Origin of the sequence: Brevibacillus sp. MCWH, from assembly GCF_013096935.1 — a bacterium.
Lineage (GTDB): Bacteria > Bacillota > Bacilli > Brevibacillales > Brevibacillaceae > Brevibacillus > Brevibacillus aydinogluensis.
The window spans coordinates 1-22105 of the sequence record NZ_SDLF01000016.1 but is presented as its reverse complement, the minus strand read 5'-3'; the positions used below and the strand labels follow the sequence as shown (position 1 = coordinate 22105).

At 56.0% G+C, this 22105-nt stretch carries 25 protein-coding genes and 1 tRNA gene; 9 read left to right on the top strand and 17 right to left on the bottom strand.

Annotation, left to right across the window (positions count from 1 at the left end):
* Positions 1-13: 13 nt before the first annotated feature.
* The gene (locus ETC00_RS14170) at positions 14-1126 is read right to left on the bottom strand and encodes a DUF3900 domain-containing protein (RefSeq protein WP_171566725.1); all 1113 of its coding nucleotides are present in this window, start codon (positions 1124-1126) and stop codon (positions 14-16) included.
* Positions 1127-1235: 109 nt separating this feature from the next.
* On the opposite strand from ETC00_RS14170, the gene ETC00_RS14165 reads away from it, so the two are divergent.
* Positions 1236-2072 carry a serine/threonine protein kinase gene (locus tag ETC00_RS14165; RefSeq protein ID WP_171566724.1) on the top strand — a complete coding sequence of 279 codons (837 nt, stop codon included), beginning with the start codon at positions 1236-1238 and terminating at the stop codon, positions 2070-2072.
* Between the two features lie 30 nt (positions 2073-2102).
* On the opposite strand, the gene ETC00_RS14160 is transcribed toward ETC00_RS14165, so the two are convergent.
* The 3 genes from ETC00_RS14160 to ETC00_RS14150 form a co-directional block, all read right to left on the bottom strand.
* On the bottom strand, positions 2103-2258 hold the full coding sequence (locus tag ETC00_RS14160) for a hypothetical protein (protein ID WP_171566723.1): 156 nt from the start codon (positions 2256-2258) through the stop codon (positions 2103-2105).
* Positions 2259-2295: 37 nt separating this feature from the next.
* Positions 2296-3486, bottom strand: a complete 1191-nt coding sequence (locus ETC00_RS14155; RefSeq protein WP_171566722.1) for a DEAD/DEAH box helicase — start codon at positions 3484-3486, stop codon at positions 2296-2298.
* 141 nt (positions 3487-3627) lie between these two features.
* Complete coding sequence (locus ETC00_RS14150; RefSeq protein ID WP_171566721.1) at positions 3628-3771, bottom strand: hypothetical protein; 144 nt, start codon at positions 3769-3771, stop codon at positions 3628-3630.
* A gap of 121 nt (positions 3772-3892) precedes the next feature.
* Between ETC00_RS14150 and ETC00_RS14145 the strand changes: the two genes are divergently transcribed.
* Positions 3893-4945, top strand: coding sequence for a phosphodiester glycosidase family protein (locus ETC00_RS14145; protein ID WP_171566720.1), 1053 nt, complete (start codon positions 3893-3895; stop codon positions 4943-4945).
* A gap of 167 nt (positions 4946-5112) precedes the next feature.
* On the opposite strand, the gene ETC00_RS14140 is transcribed toward ETC00_RS14145, so the two are convergent.
* On the bottom strand, positions 5113-6000 hold the full coding sequence (locus ETC00_RS14140) for a HEPN domain-containing protein (RefSeq protein ID WP_171566719.1): 888 nt from the start codon (positions 5998-6000) through the stop codon (positions 5113-5115).
* Positions 6001-6195: 195 nt separating this feature from the next.
* On the opposite strand from ETC00_RS14140, the gene ETC00_RS14135 reads away from it, so the two are divergent.
* Both ETC00_RS14135 and ETC00_RS14130 read left to right on the top strand, forming a co-directional pair.
* Positions 6196-6348, top strand: a complete 153-nt coding sequence (locus ETC00_RS14135) for a small acid-soluble spore protein P (RefSeq protein WP_230076979.1) — start codon at positions 6196-6198, stop codon at positions 6346-6348.
* Positions 6349-6411: 63 nt separating this feature from the next.
* Complete coding sequence (locus tag ETC00_RS14130; RefSeq protein ID WP_253264307.1) at positions 6412-7176, top strand: DUF5937 family protein; 765 nt, start codon at positions 6412-6414, stop codon at positions 7174-7176.
* 11 nt (positions 7177-7187) lie between these two features.
* On the opposite strand, the gene ETC00_RS14125 is transcribed toward ETC00_RS14130, so the two are convergent.
* From ETC00_RS14125 to pdhA, 5 genes are all read right to left on the bottom strand, one after another.
* Positions 7188-7349 (bottom strand): aspartyl-phosphate phosphatase Spo0E family protein, encoded by a 162-nt coding sequence (locus ETC00_RS14125; RefSeq protein WP_171566718.1) that lies wholly within the window; start codon positions 7347-7349, stop codon positions 7188-7190.
* A gap of 137 nt (positions 7350-7486) precedes the next feature.
* On the bottom strand, positions 7487-8899 hold the full coding sequence (gene lpdA, locus ETC00_RS14120) for a dihydrolipoyl dehydrogenase (RefSeq protein WP_171566717.1): 1413 nt from the start codon (positions 8897-8899) through the stop codon (positions 7487-7489).
* A 5-nt stretch (positions 8900-8904) separates the two neighbouring features.
* Entirely contained in the window at positions 8905-10284 is a 1380-nt protein-coding gene (locus tag ETC00_RS14115) for a dihydrolipoamide acetyltransferase family protein (RefSeq protein WP_171566716.1), read from the bottom strand.
* 100 nt (positions 10285-10384) lie between these two features.
* The gene (locus ETC00_RS14110; RefSeq protein WP_171566715.1) at positions 10385-11365 is read right to left on the bottom strand and encodes an alpha-ketoacid dehydrogenase subunit beta; all 981 of its coding nucleotides are present in this window, start codon (positions 11363-11365) and stop codon (positions 10385-10387) included.
* 3 nt (positions 11366-11368) lie between these two features.
* Positions 11369-12454 (bottom strand): pyruvate dehydrogenase (acetyl-transferring) E1 component subunit alpha, encoded by a 1086-nt coding sequence (gene pdhA, locus ETC00_RS14105; RefSeq protein WP_171566714.1) that lies wholly within the window; start codon positions 12452-12454, stop codon positions 11369-11371.
* A gap of 306 nt (positions 12455-12760) precedes the next feature.
* Here pdhA and ETC00_RS14100 point away from each other — a divergent pair, with 306 nt between their 5' ends.
* A complete protein-coding gene (locus tag ETC00_RS14100; protein WP_171566713.1) occupies positions 12761-13495 on the top strand; it encodes an alpha/beta hydrolase in 735 nt (244 codons plus the stop codon).
* Positions 13496-13513: 18 nt separating this feature from the next.
* Here ETC00_RS14100 and ETC00_RS14095 read toward each other — a convergent pair whose 3' ends face one another.
* Entirely contained in the window at positions 13514-13708 is a 195-nt protein-coding gene (locus ETC00_RS14095) for a hypothetical protein (protein WP_171566712.1), read from the bottom strand.
* 321 nt (positions 13709-14029) lie between these two features.
* Between ETC00_RS14095 and ETC00_RS14090 the strand changes: the two genes are divergently transcribed.
* The gene (locus ETC00_RS14090) at positions 14030-15463 is read left to right on the top strand and encodes an amino acid permease (RefSeq protein WP_171566711.1); all 1434 of its coding nucleotides are present in this window, start codon (positions 14030-14032) and stop codon (positions 15461-15463) included.
* A 312-nt stretch (positions 15464-15775) separates the two neighbouring features.
* On the opposite strand, the gene ETC00_RS14085 is transcribed toward ETC00_RS14090, so the two are convergent.
* Positions 15776-15868, bottom strand: a tRNA-Ser gene (locus ETC00_RS14085).
* Between the two features lie 241 nt (positions 15869-16109).
* Between ETC00_RS14085 and ETC00_RS14080 the strand changes: the two genes are divergently transcribed.
* The gene (locus ETC00_RS14080) at positions 16110-16412 is read left to right on the top strand and encodes a HesB/IscA family protein (RefSeq protein ID WP_171566710.1); all 303 of its coding nucleotides are present in this window, start codon (positions 16110-16112) and stop codon (positions 16410-16412) included.
* 79 nt (positions 16413-16491) lie between these two features.
* Here the strand turns inward: ETC00_RS14080 and ETC00_RS14075 are convergent, their stop codons facing one another.
* From ETC00_RS14075 to yneA, 4 genes are all read right to left on the bottom strand, one after another.
* Positions 16492-18735 carry a UvrD-helicase domain-containing protein gene (locus ETC00_RS14075; RefSeq protein ID WP_171566709.1) on the bottom strand — a complete coding sequence of 748 codons (2244 nt, stop codon included), beginning with the start codon at positions 18733-18735 and terminating at the stop codon, positions 16492-16494.
* Positions 18736-18768: 33 nt separating this feature from the next.
* Positions 18769-19134 (bottom strand): fluoride efflux transporter CrcB, encoded by a 366-nt coding sequence (crcB, locus tag ETC00_RS14070; protein ID WP_171566708.1) that lies wholly within the window; start codon positions 19132-19134, stop codon positions 18769-18771.
* A 90-nt stretch (positions 19135-19224) separates the two neighbouring features.
* Complete coding sequence (locus ETC00_RS14065) at positions 19225-19422, bottom strand: DUF896 domain-containing protein (RefSeq protein ID WP_171566707.1); 198 nt, start codon at positions 19420-19422, stop codon at positions 19225-19227.
* Positions 19423-19527: 105 nt separating this feature from the next.
* The gene (yneA, locus tag ETC00_RS14060) at positions 19528-19866 is read right to left on the bottom strand and encodes a cell division suppressor protein YneA (RefSeq protein WP_171566706.1); all 339 of its coding nucleotides are present in this window, start codon (positions 19864-19866) and stop codon (positions 19528-19530) included.
* 156 nt (positions 19867-20022) lie between these two features.
* On the opposite strand from yneA, the gene lexA reads away from it, so the two are divergent.
* Positions 20023-20646 (top strand): transcriptional repressor LexA, encoded by a 624-nt coding sequence (gene lexA / locus ETC00_RS14055; protein WP_171566705.1) that lies wholly within the window; start codon positions 20023-20025, stop codon positions 20644-20646.
* Between the two features lie 123 nt (positions 20647-20769).
* On the opposite strand, the gene ETC00_RS14050 is transcribed toward lexA, so the two are convergent.
* Positions 20770-21258: a DUF456 domain-containing protein gene (locus tag ETC00_RS14050; protein ID WP_171566704.1), complete on the bottom strand. Its 489-nt coding sequence runs from the start codon at positions 21256-21258 to the stop codon at positions 20770-20772.
* 361 nt (positions 21259-21619) lie between these two features.
* On the opposite strand from ETC00_RS14050, the gene ETC00_RS14045 reads away from it, so the two are divergent.
* On the top strand, positions 21620-21844 hold the full coding sequence (locus ETC00_RS14045) for a hypothetical protein (RefSeq protein WP_171566703.1): 225 nt from the start codon (positions 21620-21622) through the stop codon (positions 21842-21844).
* Positions 21845-22105 lie beyond the last annotated feature (261 nt).

The following is a 22105-nucleotide window of genomic DNA, read 5'->3' as shown; positions in this document are numbered from 1 at the left end:
CGTTTGTCATATCTCACTCCCACGGCGGCCGGTCGTCCGGATCGGCGGCGGGCGGCGCTGCCGAGCAGGAACGGCTGCGTTCCTCAATCTCGCTTATGACCTCATGCAGGCTTTTGGGCTTGGCAAATTCCACAGGTGATACGCCCCGTTCAAACTGCAGCGCATCTCCTTCCAGCAGCACCACGTACCGGCCGTTTGTCTTGGCGATGTGCAGATTGATCCCGTAGTCGGCCAACAGTGCCCGCACCTGCATGTGGTCCAGCTTGAATTTCAGCTCTGCTTCCGGCTGCCGCTCGGTGATGATCTGCGCGGCTTCCATCACCGTGTCGTGTTCCCATTTTTCGGCCAGTTCCCGCTTGGGGCTGGCGGCGATCAGCTCGATCTCCTCTTCTGCCCGCAGCCGCTCCTCCGTTTCTTCCGGATAGACGTATTCGATGTGCTGACGGGCCAGTGACAGCACTTCTTCCGAGACGAGCTGGGTCAGCGTTTGCGGATATTCAATGAAACGCATAAATTCTTCAAAGTACCGGGCATGGGAAAATTGATGGATCTTCACGTGATACGGATCGTTCATCCCCTGCTCGACCATGTGCGGGTACATCATCGACTTCATGTTTTTCGCGCTGATCGCCATGTTGACGTTGGCGATCAGGCTGTGTTCATCAGTGATGATGGCCGTTTTCTGTTCAAAGTCGCATTTGAGTATGAATACGTACCGGTCGTCCAGCGTTTCCAGCCGTGTGCGGACGACCAGGAGCACCCCGCCCCTCACCTGGGATGTGCGCAGATAGGACTGAACCAGCTCCTGACAAGGTTCCCTGCTCTCCCCCGGCGTCTCTGCGGCCAAGAGCCGCTGCAGCAGGGCGTAATTGGGGTTGGACTCCAGCGGATGTCCCTCCTCCAGCACAAAGCGGCCCAGCTTGGTTGGGCTGGCTTCGCTCTTCGGGTTCGGCTCCACCTTGCGCTTGGCAATCCGGGCAAATTCCCCGTCCAAGAACGGGCGCAGCTCGCTTTTCTGGTATTCATCCCCGGACAAGAACCGGCTCATCCGAACGTGCTTGGCGCCTCCCTCTCCTTCCGGTTGTTCGATCAAAAAAAACGTCAGCCAATCGATGACAAAATTCATCCGTTCTTCGCTCCTGTCCCATATCTGAACGACATGATTATAGCAAAGCCGGAAAAAACGGTCAGGCGTTTTTCCGAAAATGGTATCATGGAGACAGGAGGGACACTTCATGTGGAAACAGCTTTGCGCCTGGTGGAACCTCAACGTGCGCGACAGACCGTACAAGCCCGGCACGCTGGTCGGCAGCTACCGGATCGAAGAGGTGCTGGGCATGGGCAGCTACGGAATCGCCTACCGGGCCGTCCATCTCCCGTCCGGACGGGTTGTCGTGATCAAACAGGTGAAGCCCAGCCTGCGCCGCTCCCCCAAGGGAGAAGCGATGCAGCACTACGAACAGCGAGTGCTGGCCGCCCTCTCCCACCCGCAGATCCCGCGCTGGCTGGAGTCGTTTCGGCACGGGAACGATTCGTTTCTGGTGATGTCATACATCGCCGGGCCGACGCTGGAAGAGCTGCTGTTCGAAGAGGGGACCGCGCTCAGTGAGTGGGAAGCGGCCCGCTTGATGCGGCAGGTGGGTGAGCTGGTCGCCTATCTGCACGAAAAAAACGTCATTCATCGCGACATCCGCATCCCCAACGTGATCTGGCAGGAAGGCAGGCTCCATCTGATCGACTTTGGACTGGCCCGATTCCGGGGAGACCCGCCCACCTACATCGCCCAGGACCTGAGTGACTATCCGGAGGAAAAACAGTTGAAGCGGCAAGTGGAGCCGACAAGCGACCTGTATGCCCTCGGCCACTTTTTCCTGTTTTTGCTCTACTCCGGGTATCGCGCAGATGAGAACCAGCCGGAGCGCAGTTGGGAAGAAGAGTTGACGCTCACCCCGCAGATCCGGGAGATGATCCGCCGCCTGCTGCAAATCGACCCGGCATACGACAGTGTCGAGGAGTGGCTCGCTGATCTGGATGGGTATTTGAACGTGAAAAAAGAGCAGTCCAATCGATGAACAATACCGATTGCGTCTGCTCTTTTTTGCTTACTCGTGAATCGGCTGCTTCTTGGCCGTTTCCATCTGCCGTTTCAGTTCCCCCGCTTCCCGGCGCAGCGTTTGCCGCTCGCTTTTGGAGAGGCGCTCGCCGCCAACAGGGCCGTTTACCAGCAGAGCTTCTTCATCCAATCGATCTTTGCGCATGGAGACCTCCTGTGGGCATCAATAGGTATTCCTTTTCCTACTTTGTACGAAAGCGTCCTTTCTTATGTACGCGGCCGCTGTTCTTTTTGCGCAGCTCAGAGGGATCGACCAGCGCACCGTACGACATCGCTTTTTCCACGATGGACAAACCGGTCTGCTTGGCAAACTTGCGGACGATAAACAACTCCTGCGGCGTGACAATGGAAAAGACCAGACCCGCCCGTCCCATCCGGCCGGTACGGCCGCTGCGGTGGATGTAGGTATCCGCATCGGGAGCGGGATCGTAATGGACGATGCATTCCACGCCCGGAATGTCAAGACCGCGGGCCGCCACGTCCGTGGTAATCAGGACGGGAAACGCACCGTTGCGAAACTGCTGCAAAGTATGGGCCCGCTCCTCCTTGCTGGCGTCACGGTGCAGCAACCGGCACGGCAGGTGGTGATATGTGAGCTTGGCGGTGATCTCCTCCACCTTGTCGATCTGATTGACAAACACGATCGACGCGCGTGCGTTGACGAGACGCAGCAGCCGACGCAGCGTGTCCGCCTTTTTGCGGGGATCGCTGACCAGGTACATGTGCGCCACACCCGCCGTGTTCTCCGGCGCCGCCGATCGGATCACCACCGGTTCGGCGGCAAGCGCCGAGGCAAGCTGCACCACCTGTTCTGATAAGGTAGCGGAGAAAAACAGCCGCTGCGTGTCCCGCATCGTCCGTTTCAACACGTCCTGGACCGGCCGCGAAAACCCTTCGTCCAGAAGACGGTCAGCTTCATCCACCACCACTGCTTTGACGGTGTGCACCTTTACTTTCCGCTGCTCAATCAGCTCCAGCAGACGTCCCGGTGTGGCGGCAATCAGCGCCGGCCGTTTTTTCAGGCGCTCCACCTGCCGCTTCACATCGACGCCGCCGATGATCGGCACCACGGTTGCCCCTTTTTTTGCGAGCAGCGGCTCCGCCTCTCTGGCAATCTGCATTACCAATTCATGCGTCGGTGCCAGCACCAGCACCTGCAGCTCCTTGGTGTCCGCTTCCACTTTGTCGATCAGCGGCAGCAGATAGGCCAGCGTTTTCCCCGTTCCCGTCGGCGATTCCACCAGAGCGTTTCGGCCGCTCTGAATGACGGGAATGGCATCCTGCTGCACGGGTGTGGGCCGCTTCATGTTTCGTTCCTCAAGCGCTTCCAACAGCGGTGCGCTCAGCTTGAAATCAGCAAACGTGGTACTCACAACAATCCTCCTGGCAAGACATGATCATGGGTAAGCTTACCACAAATGACTGCCAAGCGAAACCGCCAATCAGGATGCCTCAACGCTTGATCCAACCCGTACGTCCACCTGATCCATCCGGCTGAAATCCGCCTGATGCCCTCAACGGTTGTTGGAATCGAGACGGGTTTCCCGTTTTTCCATTTTGTCGTGCCGATCTTTCTCGCTGTGCTGGTTGTGCGTCCCGGGCGGATTTTTCATGTACTCTTCCACCTGTTGTTGAAATTCCTTGTCATAACCGCGCATGCGCCTCACCTCCTGCAGTTAGTCTGTCCGCCAACGCTCCCGCTGTCCCCTGAAACTTTTTTCCCGTCCGATCGTCAAACTTATACGACAAAAATAAATATGAATGTAGGGAAGATTACGCATGACCACCTTGTCACGAACCTTGACGCGGAAGCGAAGGCAGCGGCGCAGCCGGCGGTGGAACTGGTTCTGGCGGTTGACGGCTGTCTGCACGTTCACGTTTTCCACCCTTGCCCTGGGAGGCGCGCTCTTTCTGTTTTGCACGGATACGGGCGATGAGCTGCGGGAATGGGCAGCCGGCACGCTGCTGACAACGCAGCACGACTACTGGGCACCGTACACGTTTTTGCCCGACGACAAACTGGAAGAACTAAAAAGACAGATTCGCAATCCTGTCGTCATTAATTCGGTGGCGGACACGAAGCAGCCGGGCGTCCGGCCGGTCGACATCCCCGCGCCGGAAAAGCCAAGGGAGCTGATCGAGATCGAGGAGATCGACGAAGCGCGCGGCAGTTATTATTTCAAAGGCAAGCTGATGTACATCAGCGATCCCAACCGCGTCCATCTGGTCGTCACCACGCGCAAAGACCGGGGCGATCTTCTCGACGAGTTCGCCAAGAAGTACAACGCCATCGGGATCGTCAACGCCAGCGGGTTTTACGACCCGGACGGCTACGGCAAGGGAACCAAAGCGTACGGCGTGGTGATCAAGGACGGCAAAATCCTGCAGGGGTACAACCCCAAGAGCGGGGAAACAGCCTTGGGCATCACTTACGACGGCAGGCTGGTGACCGGCAATTACTCCGCCCAGGAGTTGGTAAACATGGGCGTTCGGGACGCGATGAGTTTCCGGCCGCAGCTCATCGTCAACGGCAAAAACCTGTTTGCGGACAAGCCCGCCAAAAGCTGGGGGATACAGCCGCGCACCGCTGTCGGCCAAAAAGCGGACGGCACCATCGTGTTCCTGGTCATCGACGGACGGCAGCCCGGCCACTCCATCGGGGCCAGCATGAACGACGTCGCGGAAATCCTGGCAGCACGGGGCGTCGTCAATGCGATGGCCATGGACGGCGGGTCCAGCTCGATGATGCTGTACAACGGGGAAGCCATCACCAGGACATCCTGCCCGTACGAACGCGGCCGCTTTTTGCCCAATGCATGGGCCGTCTACTAAGACCAACCGTTGTCCGGTTTGACCCACGCCCCATCCGCCGCATTCCACCACGCCGCATGGTCAGTCTCACGCATCAAAAACAGGCAGCCCGCTTACAGAAGCGTCGGGCTGCCTGTTTTGCATCCACTCGATTCGCCTGGCGTCTAGATTTATTTCCAGGAAAACACTCATGATTTCCGCTTGTTTAGCGACTCCAGGTTTACTCGTTCAAAGAAGGTGGGCTTGTACCGGCTGGCGTAACTCTCTCCGGCGATGATCAGCTCGTCCAGCCGTATGCGCAATTCCTGCAGCGTAATGCCCTCCATCGCCGTGTTTAATATAACCGCGCGAGCCATTTGACGCAGGCGGTGCACATCGTGCTCCAACGCTTTGCCCAGCAGCTTCCCGCTGTGGACGATCTCCGAGCGGTGGTTGTAGGAGCGCTTGACAAACTGGGCCACCTGTTCCCGTTCGGCAAACGTATCCCCGAAGTAATAGGCCATGCGCAGCCGCAGCTTGTAGGTGATCTCTCCTTTTTTGCCGTCGGGCACAAACAGCGATTCCAGCGCAATCCACAAGTCCAGCAGTTGATCCTCCAGATTTTTCTTCTCCAGGGAGAGGGCGTAGCGGCGAACGGCCAGTTGAGGCAAAGACGGCTTGTCCCAGATGAGGGACTGAAAAATTTCTTCGGTCCGCTCGTCGAAGATAAATTTCTTCCCGTCATTGGACCGCTTCAAATAGGTGATCCCAAACACCGGCGGCTGGGCCGTGATGATGTACGGGATGGAGCAGATGCCGTCCAATGCCGCCAGGTTCAGCTTTTGTTCAATTTCTTCGATCCAGGCTTGGTCCTGCCTTACCTTCAAATCAGGGTATTCGGCAAACAAAAACAGGCTGTCCGCCCTTACTTTGCGGTCAAACAGCAGACGGCTCTCGTCCATTTGATTTTTAAGAAAACGGGAGGCCAGCTTGTACAGTTTTTCCTCTCCCGACAGCAGCAGAAACGACTGAGGCAATTCAATCCGAACCGGTCTGAGCGTCGTTGAGTTAAAGACCGGGGCAATCAGATACGGCATGGGCGTCTCTCCTTTCCGGCTCTGGACAGGTACGTGCAGCCGACGGGCAGTCTTGGTTCAGCCCAATAAGATTACATAATAAACGTTATGTCATCTAGTCTGCAGTCTGCAACATGCTTCCTTATAGAATACCAGCAATTCCTATGGTTCGTCATCCTGCTTGTCCGGCATGCTATACAAAAAGGAGTTGATATGATGATGGACAAGGATCGCGTACGCGAAGAAAATCCTCATCAAATGTACAACAACACCTACCAACCCATGGAACAGACCGGCGAGCCGATGCCCGGCTCCAAAAAGGTAAAACAGGCGAATCACTCGCGCCAGGTAAAGACGAGGGAAGGCTGATCCGCTAAGCCTTCCTGTTTTTTACAATCAAATGATTGAATTGTCCCACAAGGATGAACTATCATGAATACAGTATCCTTGGATGGAGGTCAACCAATCATGATTCTCATTCCGCTTTCGGGCGACAGCCCACTTCCGCACAAAATCAGCTACAGTGTTTCTCCCTTGTACGAGTTGGCGGCAAGCCTCCACGCACTGGCTCAGGAAACGCCCGACCCGCGTCTGGCCGACTGGGCCGCGGACGTACTGGCCGGCTTTCGTGCCGCCCGCATCCAATCAGACTGGGAATACTTCCGTCCGATGTTTACCCGCGCCATCCCCGACGCGTTTGATCCTGTGCAAACGCGAGGCGTGATGGCCGTTGACGATCAATACAATTACTTCTTCACGCTGTCCGAAGAAGCGTTTGTGGACAACCTGCGGCCGATGCTGGACGCATGGGAGACTCGCTGTGAGGATGTTCCGCTGGCAGCTGACCTGAGGGAAGACCCTGCGTTTGTTAAAGGGCGCTTCAATCTGTTTCTCTCCACCTACTGGCAGCTTTTTTTCGCCTCGCAGTGGGAGGCGTTGGCGCCCCGGTTTGTACGGGAAGCGGAACGCATCCATCTGTCGCTGCGGTCACTGGATGAGATCACGTCCTATTTGCGGATAATCGATCCCCGCTTCCGCTATGACGACGAACAGGAACAGCTCGTATGGGAAAACGGTGATCCCGACGCTCAACCCGTCCAGCAGTTGGTCCTCTCCCCCAGCCATTTTTACACTGCCGCTGCCTCTCTCATCAATAAAGGGGAAACTGCTCACCTGCTTTATCGTTTTGAACAATGAAAAACGCCCTGTTAAGGGCGTTTTGCGTATTGCAGCATGTGCGCAACGATTAACCGATCCAGTTGTTGACTCATCCTCACAATTTTAGGGTCGTTAAAATTGTAACCGGCATCTTTGGCTGCGCGTTCCAGTTGCTGCCGCAGATCATCAATCTTCTTCTGCGTAATTTTCATGCTGCCAGACCCCCACCGACTCAGTCAACCACTATTTTACATTAATTGATAATGCATGGAAAGAGGAGAATGCCAGCGAGAACGCATCAAAAAAAGGAAGCCCCGCATCTGTTGCTGATGCAGGGCATGTTGTGCGTTTACTTGTTCAGCACGTGAATCGGATGGCCGAGAGCCAGTTCCGCAGCTTCCATCGTCACTTCGCCCAGGGTCGGGTGAGCGTGAATGGTGAGCTCGATGTCTTCCAGCGTCGCTCCCATCTCGATGGCCAGACCAATTTCGGCGATAATGTTGGACGCCTCCGGTCCGACAATCTGGGCGCCCAGCACCAGGTTGGTGCCTTTTTCGGCGATCAGTTTCACGAAGCCTTCACCGGCATTGACAGACAGCGCGCGGCCGTTCGCGGCAAACGGGAAGCGGCCCGCCACGTAGTCGATGCCCTGTTCTTTGGCTTCTCTTTCGCTGATCCCGACGCTGGCGATCTCCGGATCGGAGAAAACGACAGCGGGGATGGCCTTGTAGTCCACTTCGGACGGATGACCGGCGATTGCTTCCGCCGCTACTTTGCCCTCGTAGGACGCCTTGTGGGCCAGAGCCGGACCGGCAACGATGTCCCCGATCGCGTAGACGTTGGGGATGTTGGTGCGGCCCTGTTTGTCCACCACAATGTAGCCGCGATCGGTCAGGTTCATGCCAATGTCGCGTACGCCCAGTTCGTCCGTGTTGGGACGGCGGCCGACGGTTACCAGCACGTATTCTGCATCAAACTGCTTCTGCTCTCCTTTTACTTCCGCAGTGACGACCACGCCGTCTTCCTTTTCCTCCATGCCTTGGGCGAGCGCTTTGACATTGATGTCCACGCCCAGCTTTTTCAGCTTGCGTTCTACCAGGCGGGTCATCTCCGGCTCGAATCCCGGCAGGATTTGGTCAGAGCCTTCCAAAATGGTTACCTTGGTGCCAAACTTGGCAAAGACGGTACCCAGCTCAATTCCGATGTAGCCGCCGCCGATTACGACCAGGCTCTTCGGAATTTCCGTCAGGGACAGGGCTTCCGTCGAGGAGAGCACGCGCTTGCCAAACGGGAACGCCGGCAGTTCGATCGGACGGGACCCCGTGGCGATGATGCAGTGGTTAAAACGGTAGCGGTTCACGTCGTAACCGTGGAAGACCCGTACTTCGTTTTCGTTGACAAACAGCGCTTCGCCGGGGATTACCTGAATCTTGTTGCCCTTGAACAGCGAAGCAACGCCGCCGGTCAACTGCTTGACAATGCCGTTTTTCCATTCCTGGACTTTGGCGAAGTCCACTTTTACGTTTTCCATGGTAATGCCCATGTTCGCCGTGTGCTGAGCATGCTCATACGTGTGAGCGGCGTGAATCATTGCTTTGGACGGAATGCAGCCGACATTGAGGCACACACCGCCCAGGTCTGCTTTCTCCACCACGGCGACGGATTTGCCCAGTTGGGCGGCGCGAATGGCCGCCACATAACCGCCCGGACCGGCGCCGATGACGAGAACGTCAACTTCTGTGGTAAATTCCCCTACTACCATTGTTGTTATCCCTCCATGACGAGCAGCGTCGGATTCTCCAGGAGCTGCTTCACGTAGTTGACGAAACGCTGCGCCGGTTCGCCGTCAATCAGGCGGTGGTCAAAGCTGAGCGACAGGGACAGCACTTGTCCGACCACGATTTCGCCGTTTTTCACTACCGGTTTTTCGCTGATACGGCCTACACCGAGAATGGCAACTTCCGGGTAGTTGATGATCGGCGTGAAGAACATGCCGCCAGCGGAACCAATATTGGTGATGCTGAAGGTGGAGCCTTTCAGCTCGTCTGCCGTCGCCTTGCGTTCACGCGATTTCTTCGCCAGTTCACTGATTTCGCCGGCGATTTCAAAGATGGATTTGCGGTCTGCCGCTTTGACAACCGGCACCAACAGACCGTCGTCGGTGGAAGTGGCAATGCCGATGTTATAGTACTTTTTGTAGACGATCTCTTGTTTTTCTTCGTCGATGGAAGCGTTCAGTTCCGGGAACTTTTTCAGTCCGGCCACAACCGCCTTGACGATGAACGGCAGATAGGTCAGTTTTACACCGCGCTCCTCTGCCAGCGGTTTGGCTTCCTTGCGCATGGCCACCAGCTCGGTGACATCCACTTCGTCGAAAATGGTAACGTGCGGAGCGGTGTACGCCGATTTGACCATTGCTTTGGCGATGGCTTTGCGAATGCCTTTGAGCGGAACGCGCTCCTCCACTTCGCCTGCTTGTGCAGTGTAGTGTACGGTCGGTGCAGCAGCCGCTTGCTGTACGCCGGTCGGCGCTTGATCTGCAGGTGCAGCCGCTTCAGCCTGTGCTTGGGCAGCTTGAGCTTGTGCGGGTGCCGCGCCGCCTGCGAGGAAGCGGTCTACGTCTTCGCGCGTGATGCGGCCCAATTTGCCGGTGCCTGGCACCAGTGCGAGCTGAACGCCTTTTTCCCGCGCGTATTTGCGCACGGACGGCGTTGCCAGCACGTGTTTGCGGTCTACAGGTGCTGCTGCTGCAGTCGCCTGCGCCATCGGCGTGTCGATCGGCTGGTTGGCGTTGGCGCTTACTTGGGAGCCAATGTCGCAGCCCGGTTCCATCTTGTCTTCTTTTGCAGGCTCGGCCGCAGCCGGAGCTTCTCCATGACCGTGATCCGGCAGGTTGGGCAGTTCGCCTTCGACTTCAAATTCGATCAGCGGATCGCCGACGACGGAAACAGTGCCCTCGGTCACTTTCAGTTCCAGCACTTTCCCTTTGACCGGAGACGGTACTTCCACGACCGCCTTGTCATTTTGCACTTCCATGATTACTTGGTCTTCTTCAACGGTATCCCCCGGCTTCACGTGCCATTTGACGATTTCGCCTTCATGGATGCCCTCGCCAAGCTCCGGGAGTCTGAATGTAAAACGACTCACGTTATCTCCTCCTTAAAATAAACGCTCCGACGTAATCGCTCACAGGTGTGCCTAAAGAAGGCGGAAAGCTGATCTTTCCGCCGCATGTGCAGTTCAATCGTTAAAAGTCGAGAACTTGCGTCAGGCCGTCCACGACGCGTTTTACATCAGGCAGCCAGATGTCTTCTGCCTGCGCGAACGGGTATACCGTATCCGGCGCGGCCACGCGAAGCACCGGCGCTTCCAGGTGCAGGATGGCGCGTTCGTTGATTTGAGCGATGATTTCGGCAGCTACGCCGGAAGTTTTTTGCGCTTCCTGCACGACGATGGCACGGTTGGTCTTTTTCACCGATTCCACGATCGTGTCGATGTCGATCGGATTGATGGTGCGCAGGTCGATCACTTCCACTTTCGCGCCGCGCGCCTTCTCGATCTCTTCCGCCGCTTTCAGGCTGGTATGAACCATGGCGCCATAGGTGATGATGGTAACGTCGCTGCCTTCCTTCACCACATTGGCCTTGCCCAGCGGGATGGTGTACTCGCCCTCCGGCACCTCCTGACGGAAGGAGCGGTACAGTTTCATGTGCTCCAGGAACACGACCGGATCGTTGTCGCGGATCGCGGAGATCAACAGCCCTTTTGCATCGTACGGGTTGGACGGGATGACCACTTTCACGCCAGGCGTCTGCAGAATCAGGCCTTCCAGCGAGTCAGCGTGCAGCTCCGGAGTTTTCACGCCGCCGCCAAACGGGGAGCGGAACGTGATCGGGCTGTGGAAGCGCCCGCCGGAACGGTAGCGCATCCGGGAAGCCTGGGACGCGATCGCGTCAAAGGTTTCAAACACAAAACCAAAGAACTGGATTTCCGCAACCGGACGGAAGCCGTTGACGGACAGACCCACGGCCAGACCGCCGATACCGGACTCTGCCAGCGGCGTGTCAAACACGCGATGTTCACCGAACTCAGCTTGCAGACCTTCTGTCGCGCGGAAGACCCCACCGTTTTTCCCTACGTCTTCCCCGAAGACGAGAACGGTTTCGTCGCGCTTCAGTTCACAGCGCAATGCATCCGTGATGGCTTGAATCATAGTCATTTGTGCCATGGCTTACTTCGACTCCTTCGCCAGATATTCTGCCTTCTGCTCTTCCAGCGCCGGCGGCAGTGTTTCAAACATGACGTCGATCAGTTCGCTCACTTTCATCTTCGGCGTTTCGTCCGCTTTCTTGATGGCGTCGGCAACCGCCTGTTTCGCTTCTTCAATGACGGCTTCTTCGTCTTTTTCGCTCCACAGACCTTTGCTTTCCAGGAACTTGCGGAAGCGGATCAGCGGGTCTTTTTGCTCCCACTCGCCTTGCTCTTCCCCGGTGCGGTAACGGGTCGGGTCATCGCCGGCCATGGTGTGCGGACCATAGCGGTAGGTAAGCGCCTCGATCAGAGTAGCGCCCTCACCGTTGATGCCGCGCTGTTTCGCTTCTTGGACAGCGTGGTAAACGGCCAAGACGTCCATGCCGTCTACACGCGCGCTGGCGATACCGGCTGCAACCGCTTTGACCGCGATATTCTCAGCAGCGGTTTGTTTCTCAAACGGAACGGAGATGGCGTAGCCGTTGTTTTGCGAGAAGAAGATCACCGGCAGTTTGTAGACGCCGGCAAAGTTCATGCCTTCGTAGAAGTCGCCCTGAGAGGTGGCACCGTCGCCAAAGTAGGTGATGGCCACGCGCTTTTCGCCGCGCAGCTTGTACCCCATGGCAACGCCGGCAGCTTGGGTACATTGAGCTGCGATGATGATTTGCGGCATCAGCACATTGACGTCTTCGGGGATGCGGCCGCCTTCAATATGCCCGCGGGAGTACAGGAACGCCTTGTACAGCGGGAAGCCGTGCCACACCATTTGCGGGATGTCGCGGTAGCTCGGCAGGATGAAGTCTTCTTTGGACAGGGCCGCTTCCGATCCGATCATGCACGCTTCCTGACCGGCCACAGGGGCGTAGAAGCCGAGACGGCCTTGACGGTTCAGGCTGATGGCACGCTGGTCCCACACACGGGTAAAGACCATTCTGCGCATCAGTTCACGCAGTTCATCATCGGAGAGCTTGGGCATCAGGTCAGGACGAACAACTGTACCGTCTGGAGCAAGGATTTGCAGCGGGGTGTTGTTGCCTGTTTTTTCAACAGCAGTTTTCACACTCATCACTTTCACCTCGTCACTGGTATCGTGGAAACGAGACAGCCCCTCACCGACACCGGCGCAACCAAGCCGCGCTCGTGCAGAAAGGGAAAACTGCCTAAAAAACATTGGGGAAATTTCACCTGTGCTGAAAGTGCTTACAAACACGATCGCACACCCTGTTATATCTCAGTACAATCATCTGTTTAACGTGTTATACTATTGATATTACAGGGTTTATTTCCTTGCTGTTATCATTTACTATAAAATCTGTATCAGTTTTTTTCAAGGCTAAGTTCGGAAATTCCTGCACTTAGGAGGCGGATCGCCATGTCCGACTATGTAAAACGTACAATTGTCAAAGAAGAAGTGCCCAGCCTTCACGTGGACACTCCCCGTTCCGTCAAGGTATACCTTCCGCCCGGATACAACGAACTGCTCTCATATCCAGTCGTCTACTGCCAGGACGGCAACGATTTTTTTACCATGGGCCGGATTGCCACCATCGCCAATCAACTGATCCTGGAAGATGGGGTGGAGCCGTTTCTCATCGTCGGCGTATCCGTGGAACGAAGCAAACGGACGAGTGAATACTCCCCCGTCGGTTCGCGCCATGACGGATACAAACGCTTCTTTACAGACGAACTGCTCCCCTACATCGAGGAGCGTTATCCGGTGCGTCGCGATCCAAAATCCCGCGTCCTGGCGGGCGACTCGCTGGGGGGAACAGTCTCCCTGCACATCGCGCTGGACCGTCCTGATCTGTTTACACGCGTGCTGTCTCTCTCCGGCGCTTTTTTCCAGCCGACTCTGGATCGGATCGCTCAGGAATCCACTCTCTCCTGGCTGGACATCTGGATGGTGGTCGGGCTGGAGGAAACTGCTGTGGAGACACATATCGGCACATTTGATTTTGTGGAGTGGAACCGCGCCGCCCGGCAGTCGCTCATGGAAAAGCACGCTGCCGTGTCGTATCGCGAAAAACCGGGTAACCACGTTTGGGGACTGTGGCAAAAGGAACTGCCGGACGGTCTGCGCCACTTTTTTCCCGCCCTGCCGCTGTAAAAACGGCGTCGCGTTCCCTCAGTACAATCCGTTGATTTCCCGAATATCCGCATACGGGTAGTAGCTGCCATCCGTCAGGTATACACCCTGATGGGTGGCTTTTTCAATTTCACCCGCCACCTGTCTGGCGTCACTCAACACAATGTTGACGATCCTGCTTTCGTCCCGCTGCATCTGACGCTGCACCAACTGGCGCTGTTTGGGGGAAATCATCGTCATCCCTCTTTCTTTTCCCTATTGTTGGCTACCTATAGTATTGCTCGCTTCGGGCGATTTACTCCCCGAAAGCGGACGCCCTCCTCCCGCACATTTCTTGTTGACGGTCAATTTCAACATTGCTATACTTTTTAACGTTCGTTTTACTTTATCCAATTAAATAATTAAACAAGTAAAATGGTAAAACCTTATGCGGAAGCGGGTACGTCACTGTTCTATTGCACACATTCCCGCTTGTCCGGTTTTGTACGGCCGGGACCCCGCCTTTACGGATGGGCTGACATCAAGGTATGACTTCATGACTGTGGAGGGATTCCAATGAGTTCGCAAAAATGGGGCTTCTGGCTGCTGACCGCCTTCGTGGTGGGAAACATGGTCGGTTCCGGCATTTTCATGCTGCCCAACACGTTGGTGCAAGCGTCCAGTCCGCTCGCTGTGCTGTTCGCCTGGCTGCTGACCGGGTTTGGCGTGCTGATGATCGCGCTCGTCTTCGGCAACCTGTCCGTCCGCCGGCCCGATTTGACTGCCGGCCCGCAGAGCTACGCCCGCGCCATGTTTGATAATCCGCGCGCCGGAAAGGTTGCCGGCTTCAGCATGGTTTGGGGGTACTGGGTGGCAAACTGGGCGGGCAATGTCGCCGTCATCACCACGTTTGCCGGGTATCTGTCCGCATTTTTCCCGATTATGCAGGACAAAACCGTCCTGTTCTCGCTCTTTTCCTTTCCGGTGGAAAAAGGAAAGTTCACGACATTTCTCGTCTGCACCGCGCTGTTGTGGGGCTTCCACACCTTGCTGGTGAGGGGGCTGAACGGCGCCGGCAAGCTGAACTTCCTGTCCACCGCCACCAAGGTATTGGGATTCGTGCTGTTTATCGTCGTCTGCCTGTTTGCCTTTAATGCAACCAACATGGGCGATTTCTATGCCCCGATCACGGATAAAAACGGTGCAGTGTACGATCTGCCCGGTCAGATAAACATGGCGATGGTGGCTACACTGTGGGCCTTCATCGGGATTGAATCGGCCGTGGTCCTCTCCGGCCGGGCCCGTTCCCAACGTGACGTGCGGTCGGCCACGATCGCCGGGCTGCTGATTTCGCTCGTCCTGTACATGGGCATCACCTTCCTGACGATGGGGGTCCTGCCGCTCGAACAACTGCGCGTGTCGGACAAGCCGCTGGTAGACGCCTTGTCCCAAGTCATCGGCAGCACCGGCGGGATCGTCATGGCTGTGCTGGCCATCATTTCGCTGATCGGCAGCACAATCGGTTGGCTCCTGATCGGAGCAGAGCCGCCGTTTCAAGCGGCCCGCGCCGGCATGTTCCCCGCTTCGTTTGCCAAGGTAAACGCCAGCGGGAGTCCGGTTCGCTCGCTGACCGTTACGAATCTCATGTCGCAACTGTTCATTTTTTCGACGATCTCCGGCACGATTGCCGAAGCGTACCACTTTGTCATCACGGTGGCAACACTGGCCATCCTCCTGCCCTATCTGGCTTCTGCCATTTTCCAGCTGAAGCTGGTGGTTGTCGGTCAGACGTATGAACGGCAGCCGGCCGCACGCCTCTTTGATGGTGTGGTGGCTGTGCTGGCTGTGCTGTTCTCGCTCTGGGTCATCAAGACGGGGACAGCCGACATGAAAACGCTGCTGTTCGGACTGGCTCTCTACGCAGTCGGGCTGCTGCTCTATCCGGTGATGACGCCGCGACAGACGACAGTAAGCACTCCCTCGCCGCAGGCAAGCACCGAACTACAGTGATATATAAAGAAAAAAGGCATGTCCATCAGGGCATGCCTTTTTTTACGATATTTAAGGAAGAAACTGATCTTCCCATCGGTCCCAGGCTGCAAGGCCTGCACATTGATCAAAGGTGGAGACCGAACTACCCAGCTGTTTGCCGCCCGCCCGCGTCGCGTTTTGGAGCGGACGCTTTCCGCTTCCTTGCTGGTCGTCAAGAGAGCGGGCGGGCCCCATCACCCATGCGGCACAGACTTTGTCTACACACTGATGAACAAAAAAAGAAACAAAAAAACGCCTCCCGCTTCCGGAAGACGTATGGTGTACGCGTAATGGCGGATGGGGTGGGATTTGAACCCACGAGACGGCTCAACACCGCCTACACGATTTCCAATCGTGCTCCTTCGGCCACTCGGACACCCATCCGTATTCGTGACGAGTGATAGTATACCCTGTTTTTTAAAGCAAATCAAGAGGGCTCGTGGATTTCAGGCAAAAAAATATGCAGCAGGATGGACACAGGCTGCACGTTTCCGCCGCTGCTTCGTCAGGGCGATGCGCTTGATCACACGCGTCTTGCTGACGTTTCACACTTTGCGCATTGCACAGCGATTTTTCTGTTGGTAAGATGAAGAAGACACTTTTACAAGTAAGGAGACTGCCCCGCATGAAGGTAAAAATCACCCGCAACGCTGCGAAGCAATTGAAAGCTGTGCTGGATCAAGAAGAAGACAAAGAGCTGAAACTGCGCGTCTACATCACGCATAAGCACGGCGACCACGCCCATTACGGCCTGGCGCTGGACAAGCCCGGTGCCGACGACGAGGTCGTCTCCACCGACAAGGAGATCGACGTGATCGTCAACAAAAACGAGCCGCTGCTGGATGGCGTAAAAATTGACTACCTGTACCTGCCGGAAGAAGGCTACGTCATCACCAATCCGTCCAAAGGCAATCACGGGGATCACTGATTCCAACGAAAAAGCTCTCTGCACGACAACCTGCGCAGAGAGCTCTTTTCTTTGTTTAGCAAAATTGAACAACGCGTTTCTATGATGTAACGGACAACAACTCGTCGGGAACATCGCACAGCAGCGGGCTGATTCGGCCCGCTTCGTGCAGGATCAACAGCCGGTGAACGGGACGGGTCATCGCCACGTACAGCAGTTTGGCGTCCCACTCGCTGTCCGTGTATCGCTCCACATCCAAGAGGATCACTGCGTCAAACTGCAGCCCTTTGGTCAGATACGCCGGCATGACCGTTACACCTCCGGGGTATCGGCTGTCTTTGGAGCCGAGCAGGACCAGTTCGCTGATCGCGCCGCGCAGCGCCTTGTGCGCCTGTTTGCTCTCTTCGGCTGTCTTGGTGACGATGGCGACGGTCTGAAAGCCTTCTTCTTGCAATTCCCGGACAAGCCGTGCCGTTTGTTCCCATTTTTCGGCCGGAGCCGCATACGACAGCATCTTCGGCTTTTCTCCGTGCCGCAGCACCGGCCTGGCCATCACCGACTCGGGCAGGCGAATCCTGCGCAGCACCTCGTTGGCACAGCGCATGATCTCAATCGTGGACCGATAGCTTTGCGCCAGCGTGTAATACGCAGCGGGAGGCTGGACAAACACACCGCCTGTCAATTCGTCCCACGTCTGCAGGCCCCGGTAGCCGTGGATGCCCTGTGCGATGTCGCCCACCACGGTCAAGGACTGCCGCTTCGTCACCAGGGCGATCACGGCAATCTCCAAGGCGCTCAGATCCTGCGCCTCGTCCACCACCGTATGGTCGAACTGCCCCGCCTGTTCGAGCCCGTCCACCAGATGGCGCAGGTACAACAGCGGCGCCACGTCTTCCGGCTCGATCCGCTCGTTGGCAAAAAGCGCCTCCGATGATTGACAGACGTCCGCAATGACGCTGTCCTCCACGCCATCCGGCGCCAGGCGTCTGAGCAGCGTCTCATCCGTGATCAGCTTCCGGTACGCCGCGAATACATCCACCTGCGGGAAGGACGACAAGTACTTCTCCAGAATCTGTTCCATCATCCGCTCAAACCTTGTCAAACCCTGTTTGTCCAAATCAATCCGCATCTCGCGCAAATGGGCAAACAGCTGCTTGTTCATCTCCTGCTTCAGATGCTTGCGCAGCGCCTCGAGGCGCTTTCGGTAGGGCAGGTGGCCGAACTGGCCGGTAAACAGTTCCCGGATCGTCTCTCCGCTGATGGAAAAGACCTGTTGGGTCCGGCTGTAGACAAAGCTCAACTTTTTAAACGGGATTTCCGTCTCCGCCAGATAGCGCAGATAGTTATCCAAGGCAGCCTTGCAGGCGAGCGAGCCTTTGAACCGCAGGCGGTTTTGCGTCATCTCCCGTTCCCGCCGGTCCTGTCCTTCCTCGAAAAACAGGCGCAGCAGCTTCTGCGGGTCGGTGATGCGCCAGCCTTTGGGCAGAAGCGGCTTGGCCAGCTTGGCCGCCCAGTCCAAGAACGTGGCCTGCTGGACGTCATCCACCCCCAGTTCCGGAAGCACGTCCGATATGTAGTTCAGAAACAGGCGGTTCGGCGCAAACACCATGAATTTTTTCGACATCATCGTATCCTGGTAGTTGTAGATCAGGTAGGAGAGGCGGTGCAGCGCGATGGTGGTCTTCCCGCTCCCGGCCACCCCCTGGACGACGATGGGACGGTCTTTGTCCGCCCGAATGATGTCGTTTTGTTCGGACTGGATGGTCGCCACGATGTCCTTCAGCCGACTGTCGTTGGTCTGGTTGAGATTGGCGGCGAGGAACTCATCGATATACCCTTCCTCGAGAAACTCGTCGGGATGGCCGATACCCCGGCGGATCGTCTCCTTGACCGCCCCGTCGTAGATGCCGGTAATCTTTCCCTTCTCAATCGCAAAGTTGCGCTTCAGGCGAACTTCTCCACGGACGATGCCCTTGTCGGTCCGGTAGAAGGCGTCCTTGCTTTCGCCGCTGTAGTACAGGCTGGCAATCGGAGCCCGCCAGTCCACGACCAGCGCATCAAACGTATCGCTGCGGACAATGCCGCGCTTGCCGATATAGACGATGTCCAGTTCGTATGTCTCATCCTTGAGAAAGTCCACCCGGCCGAAGTAAGGTTTGTCTTTCCCCTGGTCTTCCAGATACCGCAGTTCCTTGGCCTTTTTGTACCCGACCACCTGCTTCACGTAGTCGTCGGTCACTTCCCTTACTTCCTCGCGCAGTATCTCGATCTCCCGTTCAATGGCGGACACCGTTTCATCCAGCCGCTTTTGTTCCTGTTCGTAATCGGGATGCCGAATCGTCACGTCCATCCTCCCTTCGCTTCAATCGCGCTGGCGTCAGCCCACATGCCGGCCCAGCCAGACTCCGGCTCCGCAGGCCAACAGCCCAATGCCGACGCTGAGCAGCACGTACGCCAATCCGCGTCCAATGTTCCCGTCGCCAAAAAAGGTGATGACCTCCAGAGAAAAGGTAGAAAAGGTCGTAAAGCCGCCCAACAGCCCGGTGGTAAAAAGCAGGTACAGCTCCGGCGGGAGAAACCCCCGCTCCTTTCCCCAGGCGTACAAAAGACCGATGCAAAACGAGCCGACAACATTGGCTCCCCACGTACCTGCCGGCCAGCCCGGCTGATTCAGCACCAGGCCCAATCCATACCGCACGATTGATCCGACAGCGCCCCCCACTGCCACAGCAAGCCACGACATGCGCATTCCTCCCTGTTCGCTCCGTTTCGTCGTAGAAAAAGACATCCAAGCGAAGCGCGTGGATGCCTTTTTGTGCCAGTACACGTTATCTTAATGTTTGGGACCGTTGTCCTCAAGATCTTCCACATAGCGGATCGATTCCAGGTTAGCCCGCAGGGACGCCTTGACAGCGTCGATGTACTTGCGCCGCAGTGCCTGCTGCTCCTGTTTTTCATCGTCGGTCAGGCCTTGTTCGCGGGATTTCTTGGCCAACTCGTTGATCCGTTTGATTTCCGCGTCGGTTACCACAGCCTCTCCCCCTACTCTCTGTAATGCCGCTCTATTATAACACATCGGCGGCACAACGCAAGCGAAAGGATATACACTGGCCTGCCCCGCTGTCTTGGCTGCCGTCTACTCTCCGACGGGAACAGCCAGGCGCTGTCCGGGGTATATGTCGGAGTTGTCCAGTCGGTTCATCTTTTTGATCGCGTACACCAGTTCGCGCACCTCCATGTCGGCTTCGTCCTGGTGCTCAACGGCAATTTTCCACAAGCTGTCACCCTTCTGAACGGTCACTACCTTCACAGGCACGATCGACGACGACTCCGATGCGAACACAAGTTCTGTCAGGAAGTAAAAAAAGAGAGAGAATACCACGAAAAAGATCAATGCCCCACCGCGTCTCACACCAGTGCGGCTATGGCGCTCCTGTTTTTTGGTGAAACGGTTGTGTGCGGATACAGCATGCATGATACCATCCCCCTGCAAACATACGTTCTATATTCTTGTTTTCATCATAATGCGAACATGTGTTTTGTGTCAAGCGAAATCGAACTAACGTTTGTCGAACGCAAGATCCCATGGTACAATATAGAAAACATGTTCGAGAAAACAGGGGTGTGGTCCATGTCCAAGCTATCCAGCAGACAACAAGCCATTATCGATTTCATTCGCAAGGAAGTCCGCGACAAGGGATATCCGCCGTCCGTTCGTGAAATTGGCGAGGCCGTCGGGTTGGCCTCCAGCTCCACCGTCCACGGTCACCTGGCCCGTCTGGAAAAGAAAGGATTGATCCGGCGCGACCCCACCAAGCCGCGCGCGATTGAGCTGTTGACCGATGGCGACCGCTATCAGGATGACTATGAAGTATCCGTCGTGCGCGTGCCCGTCATCGGGAAGGTAACGGCCGGGCAGCCAATTACGGCCGTGGAACACGTGGAGGATTACTTCCCCCTGCCGGAACACATTGTCACCTCGGACAAGGTGTACATGCTTCGCGTGTCGGGTGACAGCATGATCGAGGCAGGCATCCTCGACGGCGACTACGTCATCGTGCGCCAGCAAAACGTGGCCAACAACGGCGACATTGTCGTGGCCATGACCGATGAGGACGAAGCCACCGTCAAGCGGTTCTTCAAGGAGAAAAACCACTTCCGCCTGCAGCCGGAGAATTCCACGATGGAGCCGATCATCCTGGACTCGGTCACCATTCTGGGAAAAGTCATCGGAGTGTACCGGTTGATTCACTAGGAAAACGAATAGCCCGTATCTTTTCCGACCATCGTCGAAAGATACGGGCTTGTTTTTTCTATGGCGCTGTCAGACCGGAACGATCCGGTGCAGGAATTGCATCTCGCCCTCTTGGAGCACGATCTACAGGGCGGCGATGAAAAACCAGATGATCATCACGATTTGCAGGACGACCTTGACGACTGCGCTGCCGAGAAATCCGACGAGCGATCCCACCCCCGCCTTAATCGCCCGTTCAAACGGCTGGTTGGATACGAACAGCTCCACCAACACCACAAACAAAAACGGCAGGATCAGCATCCCGAACGGCGGGAACAGGAAAATCCCGAGAAAGATACCGACCGCCGCTGCAATCGACGACCACTTGGAACCGCCGTACCGCTTCACGAAGTACATGTTGGTCAGCAAATCGGCGCCGTACAGCAGCACACTCAGCACCACCATCCCCCACCAGAACGACGCCGGCAGCCCGGCCCCCGGTTCGGCGAGGACAAAGTGGTACAGCAAAAACCCGGCCCAAAGCAAAATCGTATCCGGCAAAACCGGAAGAAAAATACCGGCGATGCTTGCGACAAACAACGCCACGATGACAATCCACAGCAGTATTTCCATCGGGCACACTCCTTTCTCTTAGGATATACGGATTACCTCGCCAATCGTTGCATCCTTCTATATATTCTCGTCCACATTTTTGCAGAAGCCAGCCAGGCTGCAAAATTACACGGCCCCATGCGGTTCCATTTCATATTCACATCCGTGCTGGAAAGCAAGCGGATTACTGGTTTATCACTGCCTGGATTCGTTTTTCACATGACTCATCTTGGTCAGTATGCACGTATCAGTAAAAATAAACAGATTTTTCTTTTTCCATAAATCGTAATAATTGACATATTTTATCATTATGGTTAATGTATTCTTTGGAATACGTCTGTAAGTGTACGGTCGATTAATACTTAGGAGGTACAAAAGTAATATGGAAGACGATGATATAAGATGCGAACATTGCAAGAAACTTTCTTTTTGGTGCGAAATCGAGCATTTGAGACCAAAGAAGTGCTCCATTCTCCGTGATGGAGAAATCTATTACATCTGTGAATATTGTATAGGCGAAATTGAAGTTTTAGGTGAAGGCGCTGAGGAAGTTGAATACTGGAATGAATGGGTGAAAAAGAAACGTTTGGAAAACGAACAATCATAACGCAGCCCCTGCCATGGGGCTGCTCAGACTGAAGACAAACGGTTCATTGAGTTAGCGTCCACAAAAAATGATCTCCAGGCCGAAAGGCCTGCCTATTCATCAACCGAAGCGGAAGACAATGTTCATCGCATGGCGGGATGGGCCAAGCGAGCTCCTTTGACGACCTGCTCAGCGGAAAAACGAAGACGCGGGAATCAACAGGGGACACAAGTCTCACTTCCTCGAAATACCCAGATGTTTGTCCCCTGCCCGCGTCTCGTT

Excerpts from the sequence above, each read along its gene's own strand:
- ETC00_RS14170 (WP_171566725.1), bottom strand. The coding sequence starts at position 1,126 with ATGAATTTTGTCATCGATTGGCTGACGTTTTTTTTGATCGAACAACCG.
- ETC00_RS14165 (WP_171566724.1), top strand. The coding sequence starts at position 1,236 with ATGTGGAAACAGCTTTGCGCCTGGTGGAACCTCAACGTGCGCGACAGA.
- ETC00_RS14160 (WP_171566723.1), bottom strand. The coding sequence starts at position 2,258 with ATGCGCAAAGATCGATTGGATGAAGAAGCTCTGCTGGTAAACGGCCCT.
- ETC00_RS14150 (WP_171566721.1), bottom strand. The coding sequence starts at position 3,771 with ATGCGCGGTTATGACAAGGAATTTCAACAACAGGTGGAAGAGTACATG.
- ETC00_RS14145 (WP_171566720.1), top strand. The coding sequence starts at position 3,893 with ATGACCACCTTGTCACGAACCTTGACGCGGAAGCGAAGGCAGCGGCGC.
- ETC00_RS14140 (WP_171566719.1), bottom strand. The coding sequence starts at position 6,000 with ATGCCGTATCTGATTGCCCCGGTCTTTAACTCAACGACGCTCAGACCG.
- ETC00_RS14135 (WP_230076979.1), top strand. The coding sequence starts at position 6,196 with ATGATGGACAAGGATCGCGTACGCGAAGAAAATCCTCATCAAATGTAC.
- ETC00_RS14130 (WP_253264307.1), top strand. The coding sequence starts at position 6,412 with ATGAATACAGTATCCTTGGATGGAGGTCAACCAATCATGATTCTCATT.
- ETC00_RS14125 (WP_171566718.1), bottom strand. The coding sequence starts at position 7,349 with ATGAAAATTACGCAGAAGAAGATTGATGATCTGCGGCAGCAACTGGAA.
- lpdA (WP_171566717.1), bottom strand. The coding sequence starts at position 8,899 with ATGGTAGTAGGGGAATTTACCACAGAAGTTGACGTTCTCGTCATCGGC.
- ETC00_RS14110 (WP_171566715.1), bottom strand. The coding sequence starts at position 11,365 with ATGGCACAAATGACTATGATTCAAGCCATCACGGATGCATTGCGCTGT.
- pdhA (WP_171566714.1), bottom strand. The coding sequence starts at position 12,454 with ATGAGTGTGAAAACTGCTGTTGAAAAAACAGGCAACAACACCCCGCTG.
- ETC00_RS14100 (WP_171566713.1), top strand. The coding sequence starts at position 12,761 with ATGTCCGACTATGTAAAACGTACAATTGTCAAAGAAGAAGTGCCCAGC.
- ETC00_RS14095 (WP_171566712.1), bottom strand. The coding sequence starts at position 13,708 with ATGATTTCCCCCAAACAGCGCCAGTTGGTGCAGCGTCAGATGCAGCGG.
- ETC00_RS14090 (WP_171566711.1), top strand. The coding sequence starts at position 14,030 with ATGAGTTCGCAAAAATGGGGCTTCTGGCTGCTGACCGCCTTCGTGGTG.
- ETC00_RS14080 (WP_171566710.1), top strand. The coding sequence starts at position 16,110 with ATGAAGGTAAAAATCACCCGCAACGCTGCGAAGCAATTGAAAGCTGTG.
- crcB (WP_171566708.1), bottom strand. The coding sequence starts at position 19,134 with ATGTCGTGGCTTGCTGTGGCAGTGGGGGGCGCTGTCGGATCAATCGTG.
- yneA (WP_171566706.1), bottom strand. The coding sequence starts at position 19,866 with ATGCATGCTGTATCCGCACACAACCGTTTCACCAAAAAACAGGAGCGC.
- lexA (WP_171566705.1), top strand. The coding sequence starts at position 20,023 with ATGTCCAAGCTATCCAGCAGACAACAAGCCATTATCGATTTCATTCGC.
- ETC00_RS14050 (WP_171566704.1), bottom strand. The coding sequence starts at position 21,258 with ATGGAAATACTGCTGTGGATTGTCATCGTGGCGTTGTTTGTCGCAAGC.
- ETC00_RS14045 (WP_171566703.1), top strand. The coding sequence starts at position 21,620 with ATGGAAGACGATGATATAAGATGCGAACATTGCAAGAAACTTTCTTTT.